The organism is Leptotrichia sp. oral taxon 218, assembly GCF_018128225.1.
In the GTDB taxonomy this organism is placed as follows: Bacteria; Fusobacteriota; Fusobacteriia; order Fusobacteriales; family Leptotrichiaceae; genus Leptotrichia.
In genome coordinates, this window is sequence record NZ_CP072377.1 from 142,202 (window position 1) to 165,012 (window position 22,811).

Sequence of the window (22,811 nt, forward strand, 5' to 3'; positions counted from 1 at the left end):
AACGAAGGGGAAAATATGTTCGAATATATTTTTGGAAAACTTGCCATAAAAAAAATAGATTATGTGGCAATTGACATAAACGGACTGGCTTATAAAATTTATATTTCTCTTAAAACTTTTGAAAAATTAAACGAAATTGGAAAAGATGAAAAACTTTATATTTTTACAAATGTGAAGGAAGATGATATTTCTTTTTATGGATTTAAGACACAAAATGAAAGAGAATTATTTAGAGAATTAATTACGATAAGTGGCGTCGGTCCGAAACTTGCGATTGCGATACTGTCAACTTTTGAAGTGCAAGAAGTGATAGAAATTGTGTCGATTGATGAAACAAAAATATTTACAAAAGTCCCAGGTCTTGGGTTAAAAAAGGCACAAAAAATTATTTTGGACTTAAAAGATAAAGTGAAAAAATTGAATATTTCAGAAAGTTTTGAAGAAAAAAATAAAAATTCTCAAATTAATTTTAATAGTGAAATTCTGAATTTAAAAGAAGATTTGAAGTTAGCGCTTGATTCGCTTGGCTATCAGAATGAAGATGTTTCAAAGTGGATAACAGACGAAGAACTTTGTGAAATTAGTGACATAAGTGAAGTAATAAAAATTGTGCTGCAAAAAATTCAAAGTAAAAAAAGAAAATAAAAAATAAATAAAAAAGTAAATATAAAAATAATAAAAAATAGAAATGAGAATATAAAATGAAAAATATTTTTGAGCAACTTGTCATTTTAACAAAATTTATGACAAGAATCCCAATTCCCATAAAAGTCAACTACGATCCAAAAAAACTTGGAAAATCAATAAAATTTTTTCCGCTTGTAGGATTGGCAATTGGACTTATTTTATATTATTCGAGCATAATTTTGGTAAAATTTTCAAAAAATAATTTGATAAATGCTTTGATTGTTATAGTTATAGAATTAATGGTAGTTGGAATAATTCATATTGATGGGCTTTGTGATACATTTGACGGGCTTTTTAGTTATAGAGAAAAAGAAAAGATGCTTGAAATAATGAAAGATTCGAGAATTGGGACAAATGGAGCGATAATTTTAGTTTTATATTTTATTGCAAAAATTTTATTTATTTCAGAAATTTTTTCAATAAATTTAAAATATTTGATGATTTATCCAATTTTAGCAAGACTTGCTACTCCAGTAAATGCTGCTTTTTCAGATTATGCCAGAAAAAATGGGATGAGCAATTTTATAATTTTACAAAATTCCACTTTTGAAGGAATCTTTTCGATAATTTTAGCAGCAGCTTTATCCATTATAATACTTAGTTTTAAAGGATTTGAGCTATTTTTAGGAGCTTTTGCATTTATAATTTTATTTATGCAGTTTGTAAAAAAGAAAATTGACGGCGTGACTGGTGACACGATGGGTGCGTCGCTTGAATTGACGGCAATTTTTGTGTTATTTTTAGCAATTTTTTTGAAGTGAGAAGAGGGGAAAAACGATGACGGAGTTATTATTTATTCGGCATGGAGAAACAGACCATAATAAAAATAGATTATTTTATGGACATCTTGATCCAGATATTAATCAAACTGGGATTGATCAGTTAAATAAGACAAAATTGAAGTTGCAGAAATTTGAAGAAAAAATAGATGTTGTTTTTTGTAGCGACTTGAGACGATGTCGACAAAGTCTTGAAATACTTGAAATTTCAGATAAAGTTAAAAGAAATTTTACAAAAGAATTGAGAGAAATTAATTTTGGAATTTTAGAAGGGAAGACTTATAAAGAAATTGAAGATGAAAATCCTCATTATATCGAGCAAATTGAAAATAATTGGAAATATTTTAAGGTTAAAAATGGTGAGAGCGTATTTGAGCTGCAAAATAGAATTGTTAAAAAAATAGAAGAGATTATAAAAAATTATCAAGATAAAAAAATTCTAGTAGTTGTTCATGGCGGTGTAATTCAGTCGCTAATTAGTTATTATCTCACAAAAAATTTGGATTTTTACTGGAATTTTAAAGTTGATAATGGAAGCATTACAAAAATGACAGTAACAGAAGATAATTTTGTTTATTTTAATTATATAAACAGATAAAATATTTTTATAAAAACATAAATTATTGACTTTTAAAAGTGCTTGTGTTAGTATATATATATTAATTTTGTTGAAGCAAATATTATTTAAAAATTTTAGATTAAATGAAAAATAGGAGGAAATAATGGGAAGACATGGTACAATAGCTGGTCGTAAAGAAGCGCAAGATAAAAAAAGAGCTGCATCGTTTACAAAACTTGTAAGACTTATAACAGTTGCAGCAAGAGGTGGAGATAATCCAGAATTTAATGTGGCACTAAAACACGCAATTGAAAAAGCAAAAGCAATTAATATGCCTAATGATAACATTAACAGAGCAATTAAAAAAGGTGCGGGAACAGATGGTTCGACAGCTTTTGAAACATTAAATTATGAAGGATACGGACCTGCAGGAGTTGCAATTATTGTGGAAACATTAACTGACAACAAAAATAGAACTGCTTCATCTGTAAAACACGCTTTTGATAGAAATGGCGGAAAACTTGGAGTTTCTGGTTCAGTTTCGTATATGTTTGGAAGAAAAGGTGAAATTATAATTGAAAAAACTGACGATATTGATGAAGAAGCATTGATGGAAGTTGCACTAAACGCAGGAATGGAAGATATGGAAACTTTAGACGATAGTTTTTACATCACAACTGATCCAAGTTCTTTTGATGAAGTGGCAGATGCGCTTAGAGAAGCTGGATACACATTGTTAGAAGCTGATATTCAATATTTACCATCAATTGAAGTTGAAACTTTAGCAGATGACGATTTACAAAAATTAAGAAAATTAATCGAAGTCTTGGAAAATGATGATGATGTGCAAAAAGTTCATCATAATTATGCAGGAGAATTATAATAAAATTAATAAAATATGGCGGACAAATTTTTTCCGCTTTTTTTTATTTTTTCGAAAAAATTAAAATAATTATTTAAAAATTCAAAAAAGTTAAGAACAAGAATTATCAAAGTTCAATCTAATTAAAATTTGCTAAAATCCTTTTCAAATAAAAAAAATAAAAATTTTTTAACAAAAGATAGCAAGAAGCCGTAGACTTTCTCCAAGTGGGAGTAGTTTACATAAGATTCAGAAAAAAAAGAAAAATAAAAAGAAAAAAAATTAAGTAAGTAAAAAAATTAAGAAAATAAGAAAGAAGGAATAAAAATGAAAAACAAAAAAAATATTTAATATTAGTTTCAATGCTGTTATTTGTTTTAAGCTGTTCTGATAAATCAAGTAAAACAAGTGGTGCATCAGAAAGCGACCAAAAAAATACGCAAGAAAAATCAATTTCTTTGCAAGAATTACCAAAATATACTAAAAATGCGGTTCAGACACAAGATGCATTTGTTAGTATTCACAACAGCGCAAAAGACTCGATTGTAAATATTAGAACTAAAAAGACTGTGAAAGTAAATACTTATAATCCATTAGAAGCATTATTATTTGGAAATTCAGGTGGACAGGAAACAAGGGAATCTGGAGCATTAGGTTCAGGATTTGTCGTTTCTAAAGATGGTTACATTGTGACAAATAATCATGTAATTGATGGTGCGGACGAAATTTTTGTAAAATTTTCTGACGGAAGAGAATATAAGACCAAACTTGTGGGAACTTCACCAGAAGTTGATATAGCCGTTTTAAAGATAAATTCAAACGAAACATTTAAACCTTTGGAATTTGCTAATTCAGACGATGTTCAAATTGGACAATGGTCAATCGCTTTTGGAAATCCAATGGGACTAAATGACTCAATGACTGCTGGAATTGTAAGTGCAGCTGGAAGAAGTTCACTTGGAATTGAGCAAATTGAAAACTTTATTCAAACGGATGCCGCAATTAATCAAGGAAATAGTGGAGGTCCGTTAATTGACATAAGCGGAAGGGTAATAGGAGTTAACACAGCTATTTATTCACAAAGCGGTGGAAGTGTGGGACTTGGATTTGCAATTCCTTCAAATTTAGTTGTGAGAGTAAAAGATTCGATCATTGCCACAGGAAAATTTGAAAAACCATATATCGGTATTTATTTGGATAATTTAGATGCGCAAAAAGTAAAAGCGTTGAATTTGAAATCGTCAAATGGAGTATATATTGCAGGAACTGTTGCAAATGGTCCAGCGGCACAAGCAGGACTTGCTAAAAATGATGTAGTTACAGCAGTTGATGGAAAAGAAGTAAATTCAGCAGGAGCTTTTGTGGGAGAAATTGCAGCTAAAAAAGTTGGTCAAAAAACTAATTTGACTGTGACAAGAAATGGAAAAGAAATGAATATTGCAGTTACATTGGCAAAAATACCAAGTACATTGCAGCAGCAGCAAATCTTGCAACAAAGACAACAGCAGCAGCAACAACAATATGAACAACAATTTGGAAGATAAAAAACAAAAAATTCATTTGATAATTCGTTATTAAATGGATTTTTTTATATACAAAAATCAATTTTTATAGTAAAATAACTTATAAAAAAGTAAAAATGGAGGTAAAAAATTTATGAAAATAAAAGATATTTTAGAAAAAAAGAACACACGGTTTCATTCGAAATTTTTCCGCCAAACAAAAATTTTTCGGAAGAAAAACTAAAAGATGTGACAGCGGAGCTGGTTCAATATAATCCCGACTTTATAAGCGTAACTTATGGTGCAGGTGGAAAGACAAAATCTGGGACAATAGAGATGGCGTCACACATAAAAAATAATTTAAAAACGGAAGTTATGACGCATTTGACTTGTGTTGGAAGTAAGAAAAGTGAAATAAATAATTTTTTGAAGGAAGTAAAAGAAAATAATATAGACAATATTTTGGCACTTCGTGGAGATGTTCCTGTCGGAGAAACTGAAGAAATATATGATAAAGGTGACTACAAATATGCGTCAGAGTTGATTTTTGACTTAAGACAAAATGAAAAATTTAGTGACCTTTCAATTGGTGCAGCGTTTTATCCAGAAACTCACTATCAAAACAATGATTTAGTGGATTTGTTTCATTTAAAAAATAAAGTTGACTCGGGAACAGATTTTTTAGTTTCACAGATGTTTTTTGACAACGACCTTTTTGTAAAATTTAGAGAAAATGCGGAAAAACTTGATATAAAAGTACCTTTAATTGCTGGAATAATGCCAGTTACGAATGCAAAACAAATTAAAAGAATAATAGAACTTTCAAAATGCTCAGTTCCGAAAAAATTGGAAAAATTAATTGAAAAATATGGAGATAATCCAGATTCAATGAGAAAAGCTGGAATTATGTATGCAAGTGAGCAAATTATCGAACTTTTTGCTTACGGAATAAAAGGCGTTCATATTTATACGATGAATAAGGCTGAAAATGCTAAAGAAATTATAAAAAATATTGATTTTTTGAGATAAGAATTTGAAATAAAGTCGCTTGACTTTTGTATTTATTAGGTGTAAAATCTAAATGTATATTTGTATATAAAAATATTTGTTTTGTATAATATAGGAGGTAAAAATATGTCTTTAAAAAAAGTACTTACAATCGCAGGTTCTGATACAAGTGGTGGAGCAGGAATTCAAGCAGATCTTAAAACTTTTCAAGAAAGAGGAGTTTATGGAATGAGCGCAATTACAGTAATTGTTGCAATGGAGCCAAAAAATTGGGCACACAAAGTTTTTCCAGTTGAACTTTCTGTGATAAAAGAACAAGTTGACACAGTTATAAAGGGAATTGGAATAGATGCACTAAAAACAGGAATGCTTCCAACAGTGGAAATCATTGAATATGTTGGTTCTGTTTTAAAAGATGTCAAAAAACCGATTGTCATTGATCCAGTAATGGTTTGCAAAGTGAATAGCGAAGGAGAAGGAAATGCAGAAAATCTTTTCCCTGAAAATGTTGAAGCTATGAAAAAATATCTTTTGCCTTATGCGACAGTTGTGACACCGAATTTATTTGAAGCGGCGCAACTTGCTGGAATGGAAACTATAAAAACAGTTGATGAAGCAAAAGAAGCTGCTAAAAAGATACATGAATTAGGAGCAAAAAATGTTGTTATTAAAGGACGGACTTTTTTTGCTGGAGAAAACTCAGTGGATTTGTTATACGATGGAAAAGATTTTGAATTTTTTGAAAGTAAAAAAATTGATACAAAATGGAATCATGGCGCAGGATGTACTTTCTCAGCTTCAATTACTGCAGAAATTGCAAAAGGTGCAACAGTTTCAGAAGCTGTGAAAACAACAAAAGAATTAATTTCAAATGCACTTAAAGATTCATTTCCATTAAATAATTTTGCAGGTCCAATAAATCACAAAAAATTTGCATTAAAATAATTAAAAAAGGGAGATTTTTTCTCCCTTTTCTAAAAAAATTTGATAAAAAAAAACTATTTTAGAAAAATCCCAAAATAGATTATTAAAAAAGTTTATGGTGCCGCTTGTCGGACTCGAACCAACCACCTACTGATTACAAGTCAGTTGCTCTACCAGATGAGCTAAAGCGGCATAACAAAACTATTATATAAAATTTTTTTTGTTTTGTCAAGAGTTTTAAATAAATTTTATAAATTAAGGAGATTTTTTATGAAAAAAATTGATGAAAAAAAAGAAATTAGAAAAATGTTATTAGAAAAAAGAGATCTAATGGATAAAAAAACTGTTGAAAAAAATACAAGTTTAATTATTGAAAATTTAAAAAAATATGTTAAAAATTCTACAAATATTATGATTTTTATGGACATGGGAAATGAAGTTAATATTACAAAATTGCTTAAACTTTATCCTCAAAAAAATTTTTTTATTCCAAAAATTTTTCCTAAAAGAGAAATGAAAATTAATAAATATAATAAAAATGAGCTTGTTTTACATAAATTTGGATATTATGAGTCGGCGTCCGAAGAATATTGTGATGAAAAAATATTGGATTTGATTGTTGTTCCAGGAATTGGTTTTGACTGTGAAAAAAATCGAATTGGATTTGGTGGCGGATTTTATGATAATTTTTTGACGAAAGTTAGGAAAATGAAAAAGAAATTTTATGTGTTGCAGTTTGTTATGATTTTCAAATTGTGGAAAAAATTCCAACAGAAGAGCATGATGTAAGAGTTGATGCGGTTGTCAGTGAAAAAAGAGTGATTGTGTAAAAAAATAAAAAAATCTTTGAAATAATGGAACTGGAGAATATTTTAAAAATATGGTATAATTTGTCTATTATTTAAATTATTTGAAAAAGATTGGGGGATAGAATAGAAATGAAAAAAAATTATGATGTGCTGGAATTTCATAAAATAATTAATGATCTTATGGAATTGGCTCTTTTAGACAGTACGAAAGAAAAATTTTTGGACATTGATATTATAAAAGAAAAATCTGTTTTAGATAAAGAACTTGTTTTAATGTCTGAAATGATAGATTTTTATAAATTTGATGATGGATTGGAACTTACAGGTTTAGCTGATTTGTCGAGAATGTTTAAGTCAATTGATGTTATTGGAAGTTACTTGAGTAGTGAAGATTTTTCTGTGCTTAAGAGAAATTTGGCAATTTTTAGGATTTCTAAAGGGAGAGCTAAAAATGTGCGAGATAAATATAAGACTATTTGGAATTTGTTTGCAGATGCACAGGAAGTGAAAGATATTGAGAACTTTATTTCCGAAGCAATTGATGATAATGGAGAATTAAAAGATGACGCATCTTTTGGGTTAAAAGATGTAAGACGGCAAAAACAAAATATTAACGCAAATATAAAAGAAAAATTTGATGATTTGATGTCGAATAAAGATACCCAAAGGGCTGTGCAAGAACGGATTATAACTAAAAGGAACGAGAGATATGTAATTGCTGTAAAAACAGATTTTAAAGGACTTATAAAAGGTATTGAGCACGATAGGTCGGCTACTGGAAGTACAGTTTACATTGAACCAATAAATATTGTTTCGCTGAATAATAAACTTAGGGAATATGAAGCGAGAGAACGAGAAGAAATTAGAAAAATTTTGTTGCGGTTGACAGAGATTGTAAAAACTAAAAAAGAAGAAATTTTAGAAATAAAAGAAATATTGGAAAGGCTTGATTTTTTGAATGCCAAGACAATTTATTCTGTGAATAAAAAATGCGTTGTGCCAAAAGTTATAAATAAAGAATATTTGAAATTGGTTGACGCAAGACATCCGTTGATTGATGAAGAAAAAGTTGTGCCGATTAATTTTTCAGTTGGAAATGGTGAAAATATTATGCTTATAACAGGGCCGAATACTGGTGGAAAAACAGTTACATTAAAAGTAGCAGGACTTTTAACTTTAATGGCTTTGTCAGGAATTCCAATTCCAGCGGGAGAAAAAACGGAAATTGGATATTTTCACAATGTACTGGCTGACATTGGGGATGAGCAAAGTTTGGAGCAAAATCTGTCATCATTTTCAGGACATGTCAGTAAAATTAAAGAAATTATTGAGAATTCGAGCAGTAAATCGCTTGTTTTGATAGATGAGCTTGGAAGTGGAACAGATCCGATGGAAGGTGCGGCTTTTGCGATGTCAATCATTGATTATTTGAATAAAAAAAATATAACATCAATAATTACGACACATTATAGTGAAGTGAAGGCACACGCTTTTAATTCTGAAAATATAAAAAGTGCATCTATGGAATTTGATGTCGAAAGTTTATCACCGACTTACAGACTTTTGGAAGGAATTCCAGGAGAGAGTAATGCGCTTATAATCGCAAGAAAATATGGAATCAGCGATGAAATTATTGAAAATGCAAAAAAATATATAAGTGAAGATAATAGAAAAGTTGAAGAAATGATTAAATCAATAAAAGAAAAAAATGACGAACTTCACTTGTTGACTCAGGAACTTGAAAATTCCAAAAGCGAACTTTTGACACAAAAAAATCTTTATGAAGAAAAAATTGTAAATTTAGAAAATGAAAAAAATAAAATTATAAAAAGAGCTTATGACAAAGCGGACGACTATTTGAAAAATATTCAAGCAAAAGCAAAAAGTCTAATTGAAAAAATTAGCAAGGAAGAAAGTAAAAAAGAAGATGCAAAAAATACTCAACGAAGTTTAAACATGCTCCGTGAATCGTTTATAATTGACAAGAAAAAAAATATTAAAGAAAAAAAAGTTGTAGTTAAAAATGTTGATTTTTCTGAAGGGGAAGAAGTTTTGGTAAAAACTTTAAATCAAAATGGAAAAATTTTGAGAGTGATGCCAAAAGATGGTCGAGTTCAAGTGCAATCGGGAATTTTAAAATTGGTTGTGTCAATGGATGACATCGTAAAAATTCAAAAGAAAAAAAATAATAGACTTAAAAATTTTGCCGCATTAAAAAGAACTTCCCAAGTTCGTGGGGAACTTGATGTGCGTGGAATGAATGCAGACGAAGCAATTTCCGAAATTGAGACATATTTTGACCGTGCAATGCTTACAGGTTATAACGAAGTTTACATAATTCATGGAAAAGGAACGATGGTTTTGAGAAAGAAAATTCAGGAATATTTGAGAACTTCAAAATATGTGAGTGAGTTTAAAGACGCTAACCAAAATGAAGGTGGAGTTGGTTGTACGGTTGTAACTTTAAAATAATAAAAAAATTGGGAGAAAAAAATGTCATATATAAAAGATCCAAAATCCATTGAAACAAGAAGTTTTGAGATAATAACTGAAACTTTAGGAGATAAACTTGATAGATTTAGTGAAAGCGAAAAACTAATTGTGAAAAGACTCGTTCATACAACTGGAGATTTTGATTATGCTAATATTGTTGAATTTGAAAATGATCCGATAGAATCAGCAGAAGAAGTGCTAAAAGAAGGAAACTGTAAAATTTACTGTGATACGAATATGATTGTGAATGGACTTAATAAAAATGCTCTTGCAAAGTTTGGTGCTAAAGCCTACTGTCTTGTAGCTGATCCTGATGTTGCAAAGGAAGCAAAAGAAAAAGGAGTGACTCGTTCAATGATTGGACTTGAAAGAGCACTAAAAGATCCACAAACTAAAATTTTTCTAATTGGAAATGCACCGACTGCACTTTTTACCTTGCTTGAAAAAATGAAGAAGGAAAATTTGCCAAGATTAATTGTTGGAGTGCCAGTTGGTTTTGTTGGATGTCCAGAGTCGAAAAAGGAGCTCTCAAAATACGAAGTGCCGTTTATTCGGACAAATGGGACTAAAGGTGGAAGTACGGTTGCAGTTGGAGTTATGCACGGAATTTTGTATCAGATGTACGAAAGGGATAAATACTTTAATAATTAAATAGTTAAAAAAATTGTAATTTTGGTACTAAAAAAAAATAAAAAAAGTTGAAAATTTGTAAAATTAGAAGTTTTGGCTGAAGAGATTTTGATGATATCAACTAAAAAATTGAAGCTAAAATTTTGATTTTGTCGGCTAGAAAGTAAATTTTTGGAAAAAGTGAAAATTTTTTTGAAAATTTTTAAAAAATAATAAATTTTTCTAAAAAAATATGATATAATTAAGAAGTTAAAATATAAATTATTATTGTAGCAATATTTATTAAAACAAATTTTTATTGCAATAATTAAGAGTAATTTTATTAAAGAATAATTTTAGTAAGAAAATGAGTATAGGAGGAATAATGGGAGCATTTGATTTTGTAAAAATATTCAGAGTAAACAAAAGTATTTCAATTGATTTGGGTACGGCGAATATTTTAATTTATGATAAACAAAGAAAGAAAATCGTATTAAATGAGCCATCGGTAGTAGCCAGAGATAGAAAGACAGGAAAATTAATTGCGGTAGGAAAAGAAGCAAGAGAAATGTTAGGAAAAACACCTGACAGTATTCAAGCTATAAAACCGCTTCAAGATGGAGTTATCGCAGATATTGATTCTACAAAAGAAATGATAACATACTTTATTCACAAAATTTATGGAAATTCACTTTTTAAACCAGAAGTTATGATTTGTGTGCCGATTGAAGTTACGAGCGTGGAAAGAAAAGCACTTTTTGACGCTGTAAGAGGAGCTAAAAAGACTTATATCATAGAAGAAGGAAGAGCTGCGATAATCGGTTCAGGAGTGGATATTTCACAACCTGAAGGAAGCATGGTAATCGATATAGGTGGAGGTTCTACTGATATTGCTATTTTATCATTAGATGAAATTATTGCAAGTAAGTCGATAAGAATTGCCGGAAATAAATTTGATGATGATATAGTTAAATATGTAAAAAGAAAATATAATTTGTTAATTGGAGATAGAACAGCTGAAAAAATTAAAAAGGAATTGGCTTCGGCACTTGAAGTTCAAAATCCTGAAATTTTAGAAATCAAAGGTAGAGATTTGGAGTCAGGAATTCCAAATACAGTTGAAATTAACGCAAATGAAATTTATGAAGCAATCGAAGAATCACTTTTCCAAATAGTTGCAGCTACAAAAGAAGTTTTGGAAAAATGTCCGCCAGAATTAGCAGCTGATATTTTGGATAATGGAATTATTATGACAGGTGGAGGTTCATTAATTAAAAACTTTATCGATATGATGGAAAAAGAAGTTGGAATTAAAGTATTCTTATCGCCTAATCCATTAGATTCAGTAGTTTTAGGTGGAGGAGCTGCATTTGACAATAAAAAATTGCTTCGAACACTTCAAATGAAAGAAAATTAATAGTATTATACAGAAATAAGTTTTTAAAAAGTCAGTAAAAAAAGATTTTTTATAAAAAAAATTTTTTGTTGAAATAAATTTTTATTGACTTATTTTTGTATTTATAAATATTTTTTTAAAATTTAAGTATTGAAAGTTGAAAAGTATAAAATGAAAAGCAGTGAAATTTTAAGAAATTTTAAAAATGAAATAAAAACTGGAAAAGTGAGTGCAAGTTATCTTTTTTTTGGCGATAAAAGAGTTGATTTGCTTCACTACGCCTTAGTTTTTTCAAAAATGGTGATGACGCAAGATGTAAAAAATGAAGATATAAAAACTCAAATTGAAAAACAAATTGATAATTTAGCTCATCCTGATGTTGAAATTGTTAATAAAAATAATGGAAATATAAAAATTGATGAAATTCGGGAAATTATTTATGAGACGATTGAATCGTCATTTAATTCGCCAAAAAAAATATTTATAATTTGTGGTGTGGAAAATTTGAGAAAAGAGTCGGCAAATGCTTTATTAAAAACGATTGAAGAGCCACCTAAAAATGTTTATTTCATACTTTTGTCAAGAACATTGAATATAATTCCGACAATAAAATCTCGTGCAATAAAATTTCATCTGGAAAGTTCAACTAGTCTTGAACTCGGAGTTGATAAAAAAACTTATGATTTTTTTGATGGAAATGAAAACGACATAAAATTATTTAAAAAAAATTATTTAGAAAAAAATATTTCGCTTGAAAATCTTTCGTTTGAAATAAAAACAGTTGAAGATATTTTAAAAAATATTGTTAATATGCAAAATTATTTATTTTATAATTTAGAAACTGAAAATTATTTGGAATTAATAATAAAATATAACAAAAGTATTGAATTTTTAGTAAAAGAAGTTAAATTTTGGGATATGGAAAATGTGTATTTTATGTTAAACGAAATTGAAATTGAAGTGAAAAAAAATAGAGAATTTTTGATAAATTTTTTGTCTAAAGTGATTATCTGTGCAAAAGTTATGGTAAATAGCAAAGATTTGAAAAAATTGATAGAAATAAAAAATAGTGTGCGAAATAATGTAAACATTAGAAGTATTTTATTTAATTTTTTTAATATATTGTATGATGCATAAAAAAGTCCTCACAATCTTGATTAATTGAGAGGATTTTTTTTAAAATTTTAAATTAATATTAGAAATCAAAAAAATTTTCAATTACGGTTTTTAGTGCACTTTCGTCATTTGAAGTGGATACAAATTTTGATAAATTTTTAATTTCTTCAGTTGCATTTGCAACGGCGACAGGCATTCCAACAGTTTCTAAAAGTGGTTTATCGTTTCCACTATCTCCAACCGCTATCATTTCTTCAGTTTTAATTCCCAAAATTTTTCCAAGTCTAGCTAAAGTTTTTCCTTTATTCACATTTTTATTGGCAATTTCTAAAAAAATAGGCTTTGAAATCGCAATAAAATAGTCATTTCCATGAATTTTTTTCATATATTTTTCAGCATCTTTAACAAGTTTTGGATCACCCACAATCATACATTTTGCAGTTCTTTCAACACCAAATTTTTCTAGTTCTTCCAAAGATTCAAATTTTTGAAATTTCATTTTGCATAATCTTGCTTCTACAAGTGCTTCATCTGCTTCGTTTGTGGCAAAAACAGTGTCGTTTCTGTAAAGCAGCATTGTTAAATTTAATTTTTTTGCTGCGTTATAGACAGTTTTTATATCATTTTTGTCAAGTCCCTGTTCAAAAACTATTTCATTATTTTTTGAATCAATTAACTCTCCACCATTAAAAGCCAAAATATATCCTTCAAATTTGTCCATTTGAAGTTTTTTTGCATATTCAAACATTGCAAAACTAGGTCTTCCACTTGCAAGTACAAATTTTACTCCATTTTTTTGAGCTTTGACAATAGCTTTTTCATTTCCAGCTGAAATTTTTTGTGATTCATTTAACAAAGTGTCGTCCATATCAGTTGCGATTAATTTATAGTTCATAGCAAACTCCTTAAAAAAATAAATTTTGTTAAAAAAGAAAACTTAACTAATAAAATTATACCAAAAAATGTTTTTAAAAGCAATAAAAAAGCCTTTCTTAAATTTTAAGAAAGGCTCGTAAAAAGTTTATTAAAAATTATTAGTTTTTCAAAGCATAACCAACACTTAATGTCAACATTCCATGATTTAAAGTTTCTTTGCTTGATGATTCTTTTTTAGTTCCTAATAAATCGTTGTAGCTGTAGTTGTATTTAGCTCTTAATGTATTTACATTGTATGATAAGTCAGCAACGAAATTATTATATTCAACTCCTGCTCCTGCTCCGTAGTAGAATCCGTGTTTAAATTTCATTTGAGCAGTTTCATCTATTCCAGGTGTATTAATTTTTTGGAAATCAATTTTTCCAGAATTTACTGCAAATCCTAATTTAGCTTTTACATAAGGTGTAACAGCTGAATCGTTTTTAAAGTTATATTTTGCAGTTGCGTAGATAGGTACAGAATGTAAACCTTTCATAGAAACACTAACTTTTTTTTCATCAACATCTACTTTTCTAGCAGTTAAATTGTTGTATTTATAAGCAAGTCCTCCACCTAATTCAAGATTATCTGTAACTTCTTTTCTGTATTCAAATGAAACTTCTGGACCAGTTTTTAATACATCTTTTCTGATTTGATATTCTTTATCAGAATCTTTTGCTCTGTTGTGTAAATCCCAACCTGCTCTAAATTCATAAATATTTCCTTGAGCCATTGCGATTGATCCAACTAATGTCAATAATACTAAAATTTTTTTCATTGTCGTTCTCCTTCAATTAATTATAATTTTACTAACTTTCGAGAATAAGTATAGCATAATTTAAATTAAAAATCAAGTCAAATTCTCCAAAAATTAATTTCTTTTAAATATTTTTTTTTATTTTGTTTAGATAGAAATTTAGACAGTTTTATTCGATTTGACTTCTTTTTTTCTAATGAAAAAATATCTTTAAAAAAATTGACTTATAAGTCAACTAATGTATAATGACTTTAGGTTCAGGAAAGTAAGATTTCCTAAACAAATTTAATAAAAATAAGGGAAAGCTCTAGTATACATGATAATTTAGAGTTTACCGAAAAGAAAGAAAAGGTGTTTACTATGAAAAAAAATTTAATGGGATTGTTTTTAGTTTTAGGAATGGCTTCGTTTGCAGCAAATGCTGGAAAAGTTGAAGTAAAAGGTGGATATGATTTAGGTGGAAAATATCATTATGACAATAGTTCAGAAAAGGCAAAAGCTACAGCAGGAGAAATAGGAGCAGAATACAGATACGAAGTTGCTCCAGGATTGGAAGTAGGAGCAGGAACTGCTTATCAATGGCATAAAAAAGTAAAAGCTAAAAATTCAGATGATGAAAATTATAAAAATTATGATTCTGTACCAGTTTACGGAACTGCAAAATATACTTTTGAAACTCCGACTACTGTAAAACCATATGTAAAAGGAGATTTGGGATATTCTGCAAATAACGGAAACATTGATGATTACAAAGCTAAAAATGGACTTTACTATGGAGTTGGAGCTGGAGTAAATTACAATAATTTTAATGCAGAAGTTATGTATAAAGAAAATCAAGGTCAATACAAAAACAGCAATACTGGAGATAAAACAGATGCAAATTATAGAAGAGTATCTTTAGGAGTAGGATATAACTTTAATTTAGGAAAGTGAACTACTCCCGCTTTCAGAAGCGGGAGCTTCTTGGGAAGTATCTGCTTTTGTTAGCCAAATATATTTACCAAGCTCTTCGGACAGTCCCTGCCCTGTTTTTTTATTTCCTAATATTTCAACATTTCTTTTCCAACATCTCTTATATTCAGTGCCGCATTGTAATCTCTATCAATTTCAATCCCACAGCACTCACATTTATAGCTTCTTTCTGATAATTTCAGTTCCTCTTTAATATTTCCGCATTTACTACAAGTTTTCGACGATGGAAACCATTTATCTATCTTCAAAAATTGCTTTCCTAAAAACATCAACTTATACTCAATCGTCCTCAAAAACATTCCCCATCCATTATCTCCTACACTTTTCCCAAAATTTAATGCCTGGCTCATCCCTTTCATATTCAAATCTTCGACAACCACAGCATTATATGTTTCAGACAATTTTTTCGACAATTTATGCAAAAAATCTCTTCGACAATTTTTGATATACTCATGTAATTTTGATATTTTCATTTTTTGTTTATACCAATTTTTAGAAAATTTCACTTTTCTCGATAATGATTTCTGTAATTTTTTCAATTCTTCTTCCAACATTCTAAAATATTTTGGATAATCAGCTCTTTGGTTTTCAGAACTGACAAATAATTCAGACATCGAAAAATCAAGTCCAATTACTTTATCGCTACTTGGTATTTTTTGAATTTCTTTTTCAAATTCTGTCAAAATAGAAATATAGTAATTTCCATTACTGTTTGTCAATGTTACTGATTTTATCTTGTAATCCTTCGGTATTTCTCTATGATATTTTAATTTTATTCTTTTCAATTTTGGTAAAATCAAATATTTGTTTTCCTCAATTCGTATCGAATTGTTCACACAATTTGTCGTGTAACTTTTAATATTATTCTTTTTAGATTTGAACCTTGGAAACTTCGCTCTCTTCTGAAAGAAATTCGTAAACGATCATTTTACATTCAATTGAGCATTTGAAAGTGCCAGACTGTCCACTTCTTTTAAAAATTGATTTTCACTTTTCAAACTGGCAGGTGTAATTATTTTATTTTTTCCAGTTTCTTCATAAAATTTATTTGCAGCATACAAAATCGTATTGTAAACAAAACGAACACATCCAAAAGTCTTATTTATCAATAATTCTTGCTCCTTATTTGGATAAATTCTGTATTTGAATGCTAAATTATATTTCATGAAATTACACCTCCTTTTGATTTTGGATATTATTTTAATTATTTTTTTAGAAATTTTATTATTTATAACTTCTCTTCAATATTTTATACAAAAATTGTATCATAGATATATTCTTTTTTCAATTTTTTTTTACAAAAAAAAAGCAATTTATCTCCCGCTTATAGAAGCCGGAGACTTCTTGCTATCTTTTGTTAAAAAATAAAAAAAGAAAAATTTAAACCTAAAAATCAAATAACTAAAAACTACTAATAAAAAATAATTTTTTTTACTCGAAAAATGTACAAAAGATAAAAACTATCACAAAATTTGTGGTAGTTTTTTTTTAGAAAAAATTGATTAATATTTGTAAAAAGTTAGTTATTTTGTTATTTTAAATAGTAATTTTTGTGATTGAATTTTATTTTGATAATTGAAATAATAATTTATTTTTTAGTTAATATATGATATAATTATTGAAACTGGAGATAATTTATAAAGAAAGGAGGCAAGTATTTTTAATATAAAAAATTTCTTGTAAATGTAGTTAGAATTTAAAATAAAAAAATTTAAAATAAAAAATAACTGCATTTGTTAAAGTAAAAATTTAAAAATTTACTTTAAAAAAATTTTTAATAAATAATTACGAGGTGAGATTATGAAAAAAATATTATTTTTAATGTCAATGATGGCATTGTTTGTAATGAGCTGTGGATCTAAAAAAGCAGATTCAAATGTTATAAAAATTGGAGTTATTGCACCACTTACAGGAAATGTTGCTCAATACGGAGTTGCAGCTGTAAATGGATTTAAATTAAAAGTTAAGGAAATTAATGCTGCTGGTGGAATTAACGGGAAAAAAATAGAACTTGTTGAAGCTGACAGTAAAGGAGATACGCAAGAAGCTGTAAATATCTTCAAAAAAATGGTTTCTCAAGATAAAATTGATGTTTTGGTAGGAGAAGTTATCTCAAAACCTTCTCTAGCTATTGCTCCACTTGCTGAACAAGCTAAAGTTCCTATGATTACTGCTACAGGAACAGCTTTTGACATAACAAAAGATAAGGATTTTGTGTTTAGAACAACTTATACAGACCCTTATCAAGGACAAGCTGTTGCAAAATATGCAAAATCAAAAGGATTTAATAATGTAACTATTTTGACTAATTCTACAAGTGACTATTCAGTTGGATTAGCTGACGCATTTAAAGCACAAGCTCAAAAAGAAGGAATTCAAATTAAAGAAGAAAAATATACTGCTGATGATAAAGATTTTAGAGCAGTTTTAACAAAAGTTAAAGGTTATAATTCAAAGATGATTTTTGTTCCAGATTATTATAACACAATAGGATTGATTTTAACTCAAGCTAAAGAACTTGGAATAAACTCTCAATTTATGGGAGGAGACGGTTGGGATGGAATCCAGACTAACTTTGGAAAAGTTGCAAATGGAGCTATTTTTGCCAGTCAATTTGCTGCAGATGACGCTTCTGATGTGGCTAAAAAATTCATAAATTCTTATAAAAATGAATTTAAAACTGATCCAATTATGTTCGCGGCACTTGGATATGATACAGGTACTATTTTGGAAACTTCTCTAAAATCTGTAAAAGACTTATCTTCAAAAGAAGCAATTAGAGATGCAATTAAAAACTTTAGCGGAGATAATTTATTGACAGGTTCATTGAAATTTGATGAAAACAGAAATCCACAAAAAAAAGTTACATTTATTGAAGTAAAAGATGGAAAACTTACTTTAAAAGAAAAATTTTAATTTAGAAAATTTGTAAATATAATTTTTTTTAAGTTCAATGGTACTAGGATTTTCTTAATACCATTTTGAACTTTTTTAATTTATAAATAAAAAAATTGTAATCGAATTAGTTATAATCGAAGGAGTTTAAGATGTTAAAAAATTTAATTGAACAGACGATCAATGGTCTTCAGACTGGAAGTATTTATGCATTGATTGCTCTGGGATACACAATGGTTTATGGAATCGTAAAACTTATAAACTTTGCGCATGGAGATATACTTATGATAGGAGCATATTTAACTTTTATTGCTGTGTCAAATGGTATGCCACTTATAATTGCAATACTTTTATCAATTGTTTTTTGTGCTATTCTAGGTGTCGTGATTGATTTTTTTGCGTATAGACCGATTAGAAATGCGCCAAAAATTTCAGCGCTTATAACAGCAATTGGAATGAGTTTTTTACTTGAAAGTGTCGCACTTATAATTTTTGGAGCTACACCAAAAGTAATTGACCAAAAATATATTCCTGGATTTTTGTCAGATAGTAAAAAATTAAATTTGGGAGTCGTTCAAATAAGTATGCTAACTATTTTTGTAATAGTTGTCACTATAATTTGCATGGTTGCGCTAAATTTATTTATTAAGAAGACAAAACTTGGAAAAGCGACTAGAGCGGTATCTCAAGATACAGGAGCAGCACAGTTAATGGGAATAAATGTAAATAAAACAATCGCTATTACATTTGCAATTGGTTCTGGGCTAGGTGCACTTGGTGGAGCGCTTTATGCTATTGTTTATCCGCAAATTGAGCCATATATGGGTATGCTTCCTGGATTGAAGGCGTTTATTGCGGCTGTATTTGGTGGAATTGGAAGTATTCCTGGAGCTATGGTTGGAGGATATGTATTAGGACTTTTAGAAGCATATGTAAAAGGTTCTTTCCTTACAACTTGGGCAAATCCAATAGTTTTTGGAATTTTGATTTTGATACTTATTTTTAAACCAAATGGATTGTTTGGAAAAAATATGAAAGAAAAAGTTTAATTATAGAGAAGAGAAAGGAGGAGAAAAGAGAAAAATGGAAAATAAAGAAAAAAATGAAGTTCAAAATGAAAAAACTGTTTTAGCAAAAAATGAAATTGAAAACAAAAAAAATAAAGAAAATAAAAAAAATATAGAAAATAAAGAAAAGAAAAAAGACAAAGAACAGTCAAAATGGGGAAATTTGAATTATTTTAATAAATTTAAGTTGAAAAATTATGTAGTTACAGTTATTTCAATTATTTTACTTTATGTAGTTTTAAATTTGACAATTGATCCAACTGATATTTTTAGCTACACTCGTGGAATTTATATAACTATTTTAATTTTTGTGCTATTTTCTGTGAGTCTTAATGTATCTGTTGGAATTATGGGACAGCTTAATTTAGGACAAGCTGGATTTATTGCAATTGGTGGATATTCAGCGGCATATATTTCTAAAATATTGGTAAACTACCATTTACCTGTAACAATGCACCTTATTATAACTTCAATATTTGGTGGAATTATTGCGGCAATATTTGGATTTTTGGTTGGAGCAAGTACACTTCGTTTGAGAGGAGATTATCTTGCGATTATTACACTTGCATTTGGAGAAATTATAAAATATATAATTCAAAATTTGGATTTTCTTGGAGGAGCGATAGGACTTGATGTCAATCCAAAAGGAATTTTGACATTTTCAAATGTTTATTTTATTGTTGTAATTTCGATTATTATTGTCGTTATGGCGATGACTTCGAGAAAAGGTAAGGAAGTTATGTCGATTAGAGAAGATGAAATTGCGGCGGAAAATATAGGGATAAGATTAAACCGTGTAAAACTTTATGGATTTACTTTTTCAGCGTTTTTTGCTGGAGTTGGAGGTTCATTGTTTGCTTACAATGTTGGAATTTTGACACCAGATAAATTTGGATTTTTGTTTTCGATAGAAATTTTAGTTATGGTAGTTTTGGGTGGTCTTGGAAGTATAACAGGAGCAATTATTGCAGCAGTTATTTTGACTATGTTAAGTGAATTTTTGAGAGATTTTTCACAGTTTAGATATTTAATTTATTCAATAATTCTTATTATTCTAATGATTTTTAGACCAAAAGGAATTTTTGGAACAAAAGAGTTTACATTTCACGAAACAAAAAAACGACTTAAAGAAATTAGAAATTCAAAAAAATAAAAAATGGGAGATAGAGATATGTCATTACTTAAAACGACTGATTTAGGAATTTCCTTCGGTGGTTTGAGAGCTGTTGACAATGTTAATATTGAAATAAAAGAAGGTGAATTAATCGGATTAATTGGACCTAATGGAGCTGGAAAAACAACAATATTTAACTTGCTTACAGGTGTTTATAAACCGACTGATGGAGATATTACTATAAATGGAACAAGTATTAATAAAAAAACAACTCCGCAAATAGTTGCATCGGGAATTGCAAGAACATTCCAAAATATTAGATTATTTAAAAATTTGACGGTGCTGGAAAATGTAAAATTAGCGCTTGACAGCAGCATGAAATATAATACTTTTGAAGCGATATTAAGACTTCCCAGATTTTGGCGTGAAGAAAAGGAAGTTACAGATAAAGCGCTGGATTTACTAGATATTTTTGATATGGCACAAATGGCTAACATAACTTCAGGAAATTTATCTTATGGACAACAGAGAAAGTTGGAAATAGCAAGAGCTTTGGCGACAAATCCGAAGTTACTTTTATTAGATGAACCTGCTGCGGGAATGAACCCTAATGAGACAAAAGAGTTGATGAAAACAATTAGTTTTATTCGAGATAAATTTAAAATTGCAATTTTGCTTATTGAGCATGATATGGATTTAGTTATGGGAATTTGTGAGAGACTTTATGTGTTAAATTTTGGAAAAATAATAGCGTCAGGACTTCCAAGTGAAATACAGTCAAATAAAGAAGTTATTGCGGCGTATTTGGGAGAATAAGAAAGGAGGAAGAGTTGTGAATATTTTAGAAGTTAATGATTTGAATGTCTATTACGGTGTAATTCACGCTATAAAGAATATTTCATTTCATATAAAAAAAGGAGAGATTGTTTCATTGATTGGAGCAAATGGAGCTGGGAAAACATCAACATTACACGCAATTTCGGGTCTAGTTCCAATAAAATCTGGAGAAATTTCACTAAATGGTGAAAACACGACAAATACTGTCGCTCATAAACTTGTAAGCAAAGGTATGGCTCATGTTCCAGAAGGAAGAAGAATTTTTACAGAACTCACTGTTTTGGAAAATTTGGAGATGGGAGCTTTTATTAGAAATGATCAGGATGGAATAAAAAAGGATATAGAACATATGTTTTCTTTATTTCCTAGACTGGCTGAGCGAAAAAAACAACTTGCTGGAACGATGAGTGGAGGAGAACAACAAATGTTAGCAATGGCAAGAGCGCTTATGTCAAATCCGTCGCTGCTTTTATTAGATGAACCTTCGATGGGACTTGCACCGCTGTTAGTTCAGGAAATTTTTGAAATAATAAAAAAAATAAATAAAGAAGACAATGTCACAATTTTATTGGTTGAACAAAATGCAAATATGGCTTTGTCAGTTGCTGATAGAGGTTATGTTTTGGAGACTGGAAGCATAATTCTAGAAGGAACTGGAAAAGAACTTTTGACAAATTCGGAAATAAAAAAAGCATATTTAGGAGGATAATACCCTCCTATTTTTTAATTTTTCATTATTTTTATTTTTAGATAAATAGTTTGACAAAATAATAATATTATAGTAAAATTATTTGTAATAAAAAAATAAAAAAGAAATTGGTGATAATATGGATATCAAAAATATTTCACAATCGCTTGTAAAAGTTCCACTGTTTAATAGTTACAGTATCTCATCTGTCACTTCATTTTTAAAAGAAACTGAATATCAAATAAAAAATTATAAAAAAAATGAAATTATTTTTTTTCGGGGTGATTTAATTACAAATGTGAATATTTTAATAAAAGGAACTCTTGTTGCTGAAATGCAGAAGTTTAATGGCGATTCCATTGTGATAGGTCATATAAAAACAAGTGAAATTTTGGCACCAGCTTTTATTTTTGGGGAAGATAATACTTTTCCAGTTGATTTAATAGCATTGGAAGAAACAAAGCTGCTTGTGATTGATCGAAATAAATTTTTTAGCTTAATTCAAAAAAATGAAAAATTGCTTTTAAATTTTATTGATGAAATTTCAAATAAAAGTCAATATTTATCGAAGAGAATTTGGTTTAATTTTGTGAATAAAACAATTAGTGAAAAAGTTTTGAGCTATATTAAAAAAAATTCTAAAGATAAAAAAATAATATTTTTTCCTAGCATATCTTTACTTGCAAAAAAATTTGATGTGACACGGCCAGCTCTTTCAAGAGAAATTTCTAGTTTGTGCAAAAAAAATATATTGAAAAAAATAGATAAAAATACTTATTATGTAGATTTTGAAAAATTTCCTAAAAAAAATGTTTGACATT

20 protein-coding genes, 1 tRNA gene and 2 pseudogenes are annotated in these 22,811 nt (G+C 28.6%); 19 read left to right on the forward strand and 4 right to left on the reverse strand.

The genetic code is table 11. The features are described from left to right. Window positions 1-15 precede the first annotated feature (15 nt). From ruvA to thiD, 7 genes are all read left to right on the forward strand, one after another. On the forward strand, window positions 16-645 hold the full coding sequence (ruvA, locus tag J5A73_RS00725) for a Holliday junction branch migration protein RuvA (RefSeq protein ID WP_211615751.1): 630 nt from the start codon (window positions 16-18) through the stop codon (window positions 643-645). A 56-nt stretch (window positions 646-701) separates the two neighbouring features. After that, complete coding sequence (gene cobS, locus J5A73_RS00730; protein ID WP_211615753.1) at window positions 702-1,448, forward strand: adenosylcobinamide-GDP ribazoletransferase; 747 nt, start codon at window positions 702-704, stop codon at window positions 1,446-1,448. 16 nt (window positions 1,449-1,464) lie between these two features. Beyond that, window positions 1,465-2,064 (forward strand): histidine phosphatase family protein, encoded by a 600-nt coding sequence (locus J5A73_RS00735; RefSeq protein ID WP_211615755.1) that lies wholly within the window; start codon window positions 1,465-1,467, stop codon window positions 2,062-2,064. 124 nt (window positions 2,065-2,188) lie between these two features. Further along, window positions 2,189-2,908 carry a YebC/PmpR family DNA-binding transcriptional regulator gene (locus tag J5A73_RS00740; protein ID WP_211615757.1) on the forward strand — a complete coding sequence of 240 codons (720 nt, stop codon included), beginning with the start codon at window positions 2,189-2,191 and terminating at the stop codon, window positions 2,906-2,908. Window positions 2,909-3,249: 341 nt separating this feature from the next. Then, window positions 3,250-4,431: a S1C family serine protease gene (locus J5A73_RS00745; RefSeq protein WP_211615759.1), complete on the forward strand. Its 1,182-nt coding sequence runs from the start codon at window positions 3,250-3,252 to the stop codon at window positions 4,429-4,431. A 162-nt stretch (window positions 4,432-4,593) separates the two neighbouring features. Beyond that, a complete protein-coding gene (gene metF, locus J5A73_RS00750; protein ID WP_371813420.1) occupies window positions 4,594-5,418 on the forward strand; it encodes a methylenetetrahydrofolate reductase [NAD(P)H] in 825 nt (274 codons plus the stop codon). Between the two features lie 105 nt (window positions 5,419-5,523). Next, window positions 5,524-6,342, forward strand: a complete 819-nt coding sequence (gene thiD / locus J5A73_RS00755; RefSeq protein ID WP_211615761.1) for a bifunctional hydroxymethylpyrimidine kinase/phosphomethylpyrimidine kinase — start codon at window positions 5,524-5,526, stop codon at window positions 6,340-6,342. Window positions 6,343-6,437: 95 nt separating this feature from the next. Here the strand turns inward: thiD and J5A73_RS00760 are convergent. Next, a tRNA-Thr gene (locus J5A73_RS00760) sits at window positions 6,438-6,513 on the reverse strand. Window positions 6,514-6,651: 138 nt separating this feature from the next. Between J5A73_RS00760 and J5A73_RS00765 the strand changes: the two are divergent. The 5 genes and pseudogenes from J5A73_RS00765 (at window position 6,652) to J5A73_RS00785 (ending at window position 12,765) form a co-directional block, all read left to right on the forward strand. After that, a pseudogene (locus J5A73_RS00765) lies at window positions 6,652-7,151 on the forward strand (5-formyltetrahydrofolate cyclo-ligase). A gap of 108 nt (window positions 7,152-7,259) precedes the next feature. Further along, a complete protein-coding gene (locus J5A73_RS00770) occupies window positions 7,260-9,602 on the forward strand; it encodes an endonuclease MutS2 (RefSeq protein WP_211615763.1) in 2,343 nt (780 codons plus the stop codon). A 21-nt stretch (window positions 9,603-9,623) separates the two neighbouring features. After that, complete coding sequence (locus tag J5A73_RS00775) at window positions 9,624-10,274, forward strand: precorrin-8X methylmutase (RefSeq protein WP_211615765.1); 651 nt, start codon at window positions 9,624-9,626, stop codon at window positions 10,272-10,274. Between the two features lie 343 nt (window positions 10,275-10,617). Beyond that, window positions 10,618-11,649 (forward strand): rod shape-determining protein, encoded by a 1,032-nt coding sequence (locus J5A73_RS00780; protein WP_094079314.1) that lies wholly within the window; start codon window positions 10,618-10,620, stop codon window positions 11,647-11,649. A 150-nt stretch (window positions 11,650-11,799) separates the two neighbouring features. Continuing rightward, a complete protein-coding gene (locus J5A73_RS00785) occupies window positions 11,800-12,765 on the forward strand; it encodes an ATPase (RefSeq protein WP_211615767.1) in 966 nt (321 codons plus the stop codon). 58 nt (window positions 12,766-12,823) lie between these two features. On the opposite strand, the gene J5A73_RS00790 is transcribed toward J5A73_RS00785, so the two are convergent. Then, the gene (locus J5A73_RS00790) at window positions 12,824-13,639 is read right to left on the reverse strand and encodes a Cof-type HAD-IIB family hydrolase (RefSeq protein WP_211615769.1); all 816 of its coding nucleotides are present in this window, start codon (window positions 13,637-13,639) and stop codon (window positions 12,824-12,826) included. 139 nt (window positions 13,640-13,778) lie between these two features. Next, on the reverse strand, window positions 13,779-14,438 hold the full coding sequence (locus J5A73_RS00795; protein ID WP_211615771.1) for an outer membrane beta-barrel protein: 660 nt from the start codon (window positions 14,436-14,438) through the stop codon (window positions 13,779-13,781). Between the two features lie 339 nt (window positions 14,439-14,777). Between J5A73_RS00795 and J5A73_RS00800 the strand changes: the two genes are divergently transcribed. Then, window positions 14,778-15,350 carry a porin family protein gene (locus tag J5A73_RS00800; protein ID WP_211615773.1) on the forward strand — a complete coding sequence of 191 codons (573 nt, stop codon included), beginning with the start codon at window positions 14,778-14,780 and terminating at the stop codon, window positions 15,348-15,350. Window positions 15,351-15,457: 107 nt separating this feature from the next. On the opposite strand, the pseudogene J5A73_RS00805 reads toward J5A73_RS00800, so the two are convergent. Beyond that, window positions 15,458-16,555: pseudogene (locus tag J5A73_RS00805) on the reverse strand (RNA-guided endonuclease TnpB family protein). Between the two features lie 634 nt (window positions 16,556-17,189). On the opposite strand from J5A73_RS00805, the gene J5A73_RS00810 reads away from it, so the two are divergent. The 6 genes from J5A73_RS00810 (at window position 17,190) to J5A73_RS00835 (ending at window position 22,807) form a co-directional block, all read left to right on the forward strand. Next, on the forward strand, window positions 17,190-18,305 hold the full coding sequence (locus J5A73_RS00810; RefSeq protein WP_211615775.1) for an ABC transporter substrate-binding protein: 1,116 nt from the start codon (window positions 17,190-17,192) through the stop codon (window positions 18,303-18,305). Between the two features lie 131 nt (window positions 18,306-18,436). Then, complete coding sequence (locus J5A73_RS00815; protein ID WP_211615777.1) at window positions 18,437-19,333, forward strand: branched-chain amino acid ABC transporter permease; 897 nt, start codon at window positions 18,437-18,439, stop codon at window positions 19,331-19,333. Between the two features lie 34 nt (window positions 19,334-19,367). After that, window positions 19,368-20,504: a branched-chain amino acid ABC transporter permease gene (locus tag J5A73_RS00820; protein ID WP_211615779.1), complete on the forward strand. Its 1,137-nt coding sequence runs from the start codon at window positions 19,368-19,370 to the stop codon at window positions 20,502-20,504. Window positions 20,505-20,522: 18 nt separating this feature from the next. Then, window positions 20,523-21,281: an ABC transporter ATP-binding protein gene (locus J5A73_RS00825; protein WP_211615781.1), complete on the forward strand. Its 759-nt coding sequence runs from the start codon at window positions 20,523-20,525 to the stop codon at window positions 21,279-21,281. A gap of 22 nt (window positions 21,282-21,303) precedes the next feature. Next, the gene (locus J5A73_RS00830) at window positions 21,304-22,011 is read left to right on the forward strand and encodes an ABC transporter ATP-binding protein (RefSeq protein ID WP_371813421.1); all 708 of its coding nucleotides are present in this window, start codon (window positions 21,304-21,306) and stop codon (window positions 22,009-22,011) included. Window positions 22,012-22,129: 118 nt separating this feature from the next. Next, on the forward strand, window positions 22,130-22,807 hold the full coding sequence (locus J5A73_RS00835; RefSeq protein WP_211615785.1) for a Crp/Fnr family transcriptional regulator: 678 nt from the start codon (window positions 22,130-22,132) through the stop codon (window positions 22,805-22,807). Window positions 22,808-22,811: the final 4 nt, after the last annotated feature.

Coding starts and splice junctions, on each gene's coding strand:
- J5A73_RS00785 (WP_211615767.1), top strand. CDS start 11,800: ATGAAAAGCAGTGAAATTTTAAGAAATTTTAAAAATGAAATAAAAACT.
- ruvA (WP_211615751.1), top strand. CDS start 16: ATGTTCGAATATATTTTTGGAAAACTTGCCATAAAAAAAATAGATTAT.
- J5A73_RS00735 (WP_211615755.1), top strand. CDS start 1,465: ATGACGGAGTTATTATTTATTCGGCATGGAGAAACAGACCATAATAAA.
- J5A73_RS00815 (WP_211615777.1), top strand. CDS start 18,437: ATGTTAAAAAATTTAATTGAACAGACGATCAATGGTCTTCAGACTGGA.
- J5A73_RS00835 (WP_211615785.1), top strand. CDS start 22,130: ATGGATATCAAAAATATTTCACAATCGCTTGTAAAAGTTCCACTGTTT.
- J5A73_RS00820 (WP_211615779.1), top strand. CDS start 19,368: ATGGAAAATAAAGAAAAAAATGAAGTTCAAAATGAAAAAACTGTTTTA.
- J5A73_RS00810 (WP_211615775.1), top strand. CDS start 17,190: ATGAAAAAAATATTATTTTTAATGTCAATGATGGCATTGTTTGTAATG.
- J5A73_RS00825 (WP_211615781.1), top strand. CDS start 20,523: ATGTCATTACTTAAAACGACTGATTTAGGAATTTCCTTCGGTGGTTTG.
- J5A73_RS00795 (WP_211615771.1), bottom strand. CDS start 14,438: ATGAAAAAAATTTTAGTATTATTGACATTAGTTGGATCAATCGCAATG.
- J5A73_RS00770 (WP_211615763.1), top strand. CDS start 7,260: ATGAAAAAAAATTATGATGTGCTGGAATTTCATAAAATAATTAATGAT.
- thiD (WP_211615761.1), top strand. CDS start 5,524: ATGTCTTTAAAAAAAGTACTTACAATCGCAGGTTCTGATACAAGTGGT.
- J5A73_RS00745 (WP_211615759.1), top strand. CDS start 3,250: ATGCTGTTATTTGTTTTAAGCTGTTCTGATAAATCAAGTAAAACAAGT.
- J5A73_RS00800 (WP_211615773.1), top strand. CDS start 14,778: ATGAAAAAAAATTTAATGGGATTGTTTTTAGTTTTAGGAATGGCTTCG.
- J5A73_RS00790 (WP_211615769.1), bottom strand. CDS start 13,639: ATGAACTATAAATTAATCGCAACTGATATGGACGACACTTTGTTAAAT.
- cobS (WP_211615753.1), top strand. CDS start 702: ATGAAAAATATTTTTGAGCAACTTGTCATTTTAACAAAATTTATGACA.
- J5A73_RS00775 (WP_211615765.1), top strand. CDS start 9,624: ATGTCATATATAAAAGATCCAAAATCCATTGAAACAAGAAGTTTTGAG.
- J5A73_RS00740 (WP_211615757.1), top strand. CDS start 2,189: ATGGGAAGACATGGTACAATAGCTGGTCGTAAAGAAGCGCAAGATAAA.
- J5A73_RS00780 (WP_094079314.1), top strand. CDS start 10,618: ATGGGAGCATTTGATTTTGTAAAAATATTCAGAGTAAACAAAAGTATT.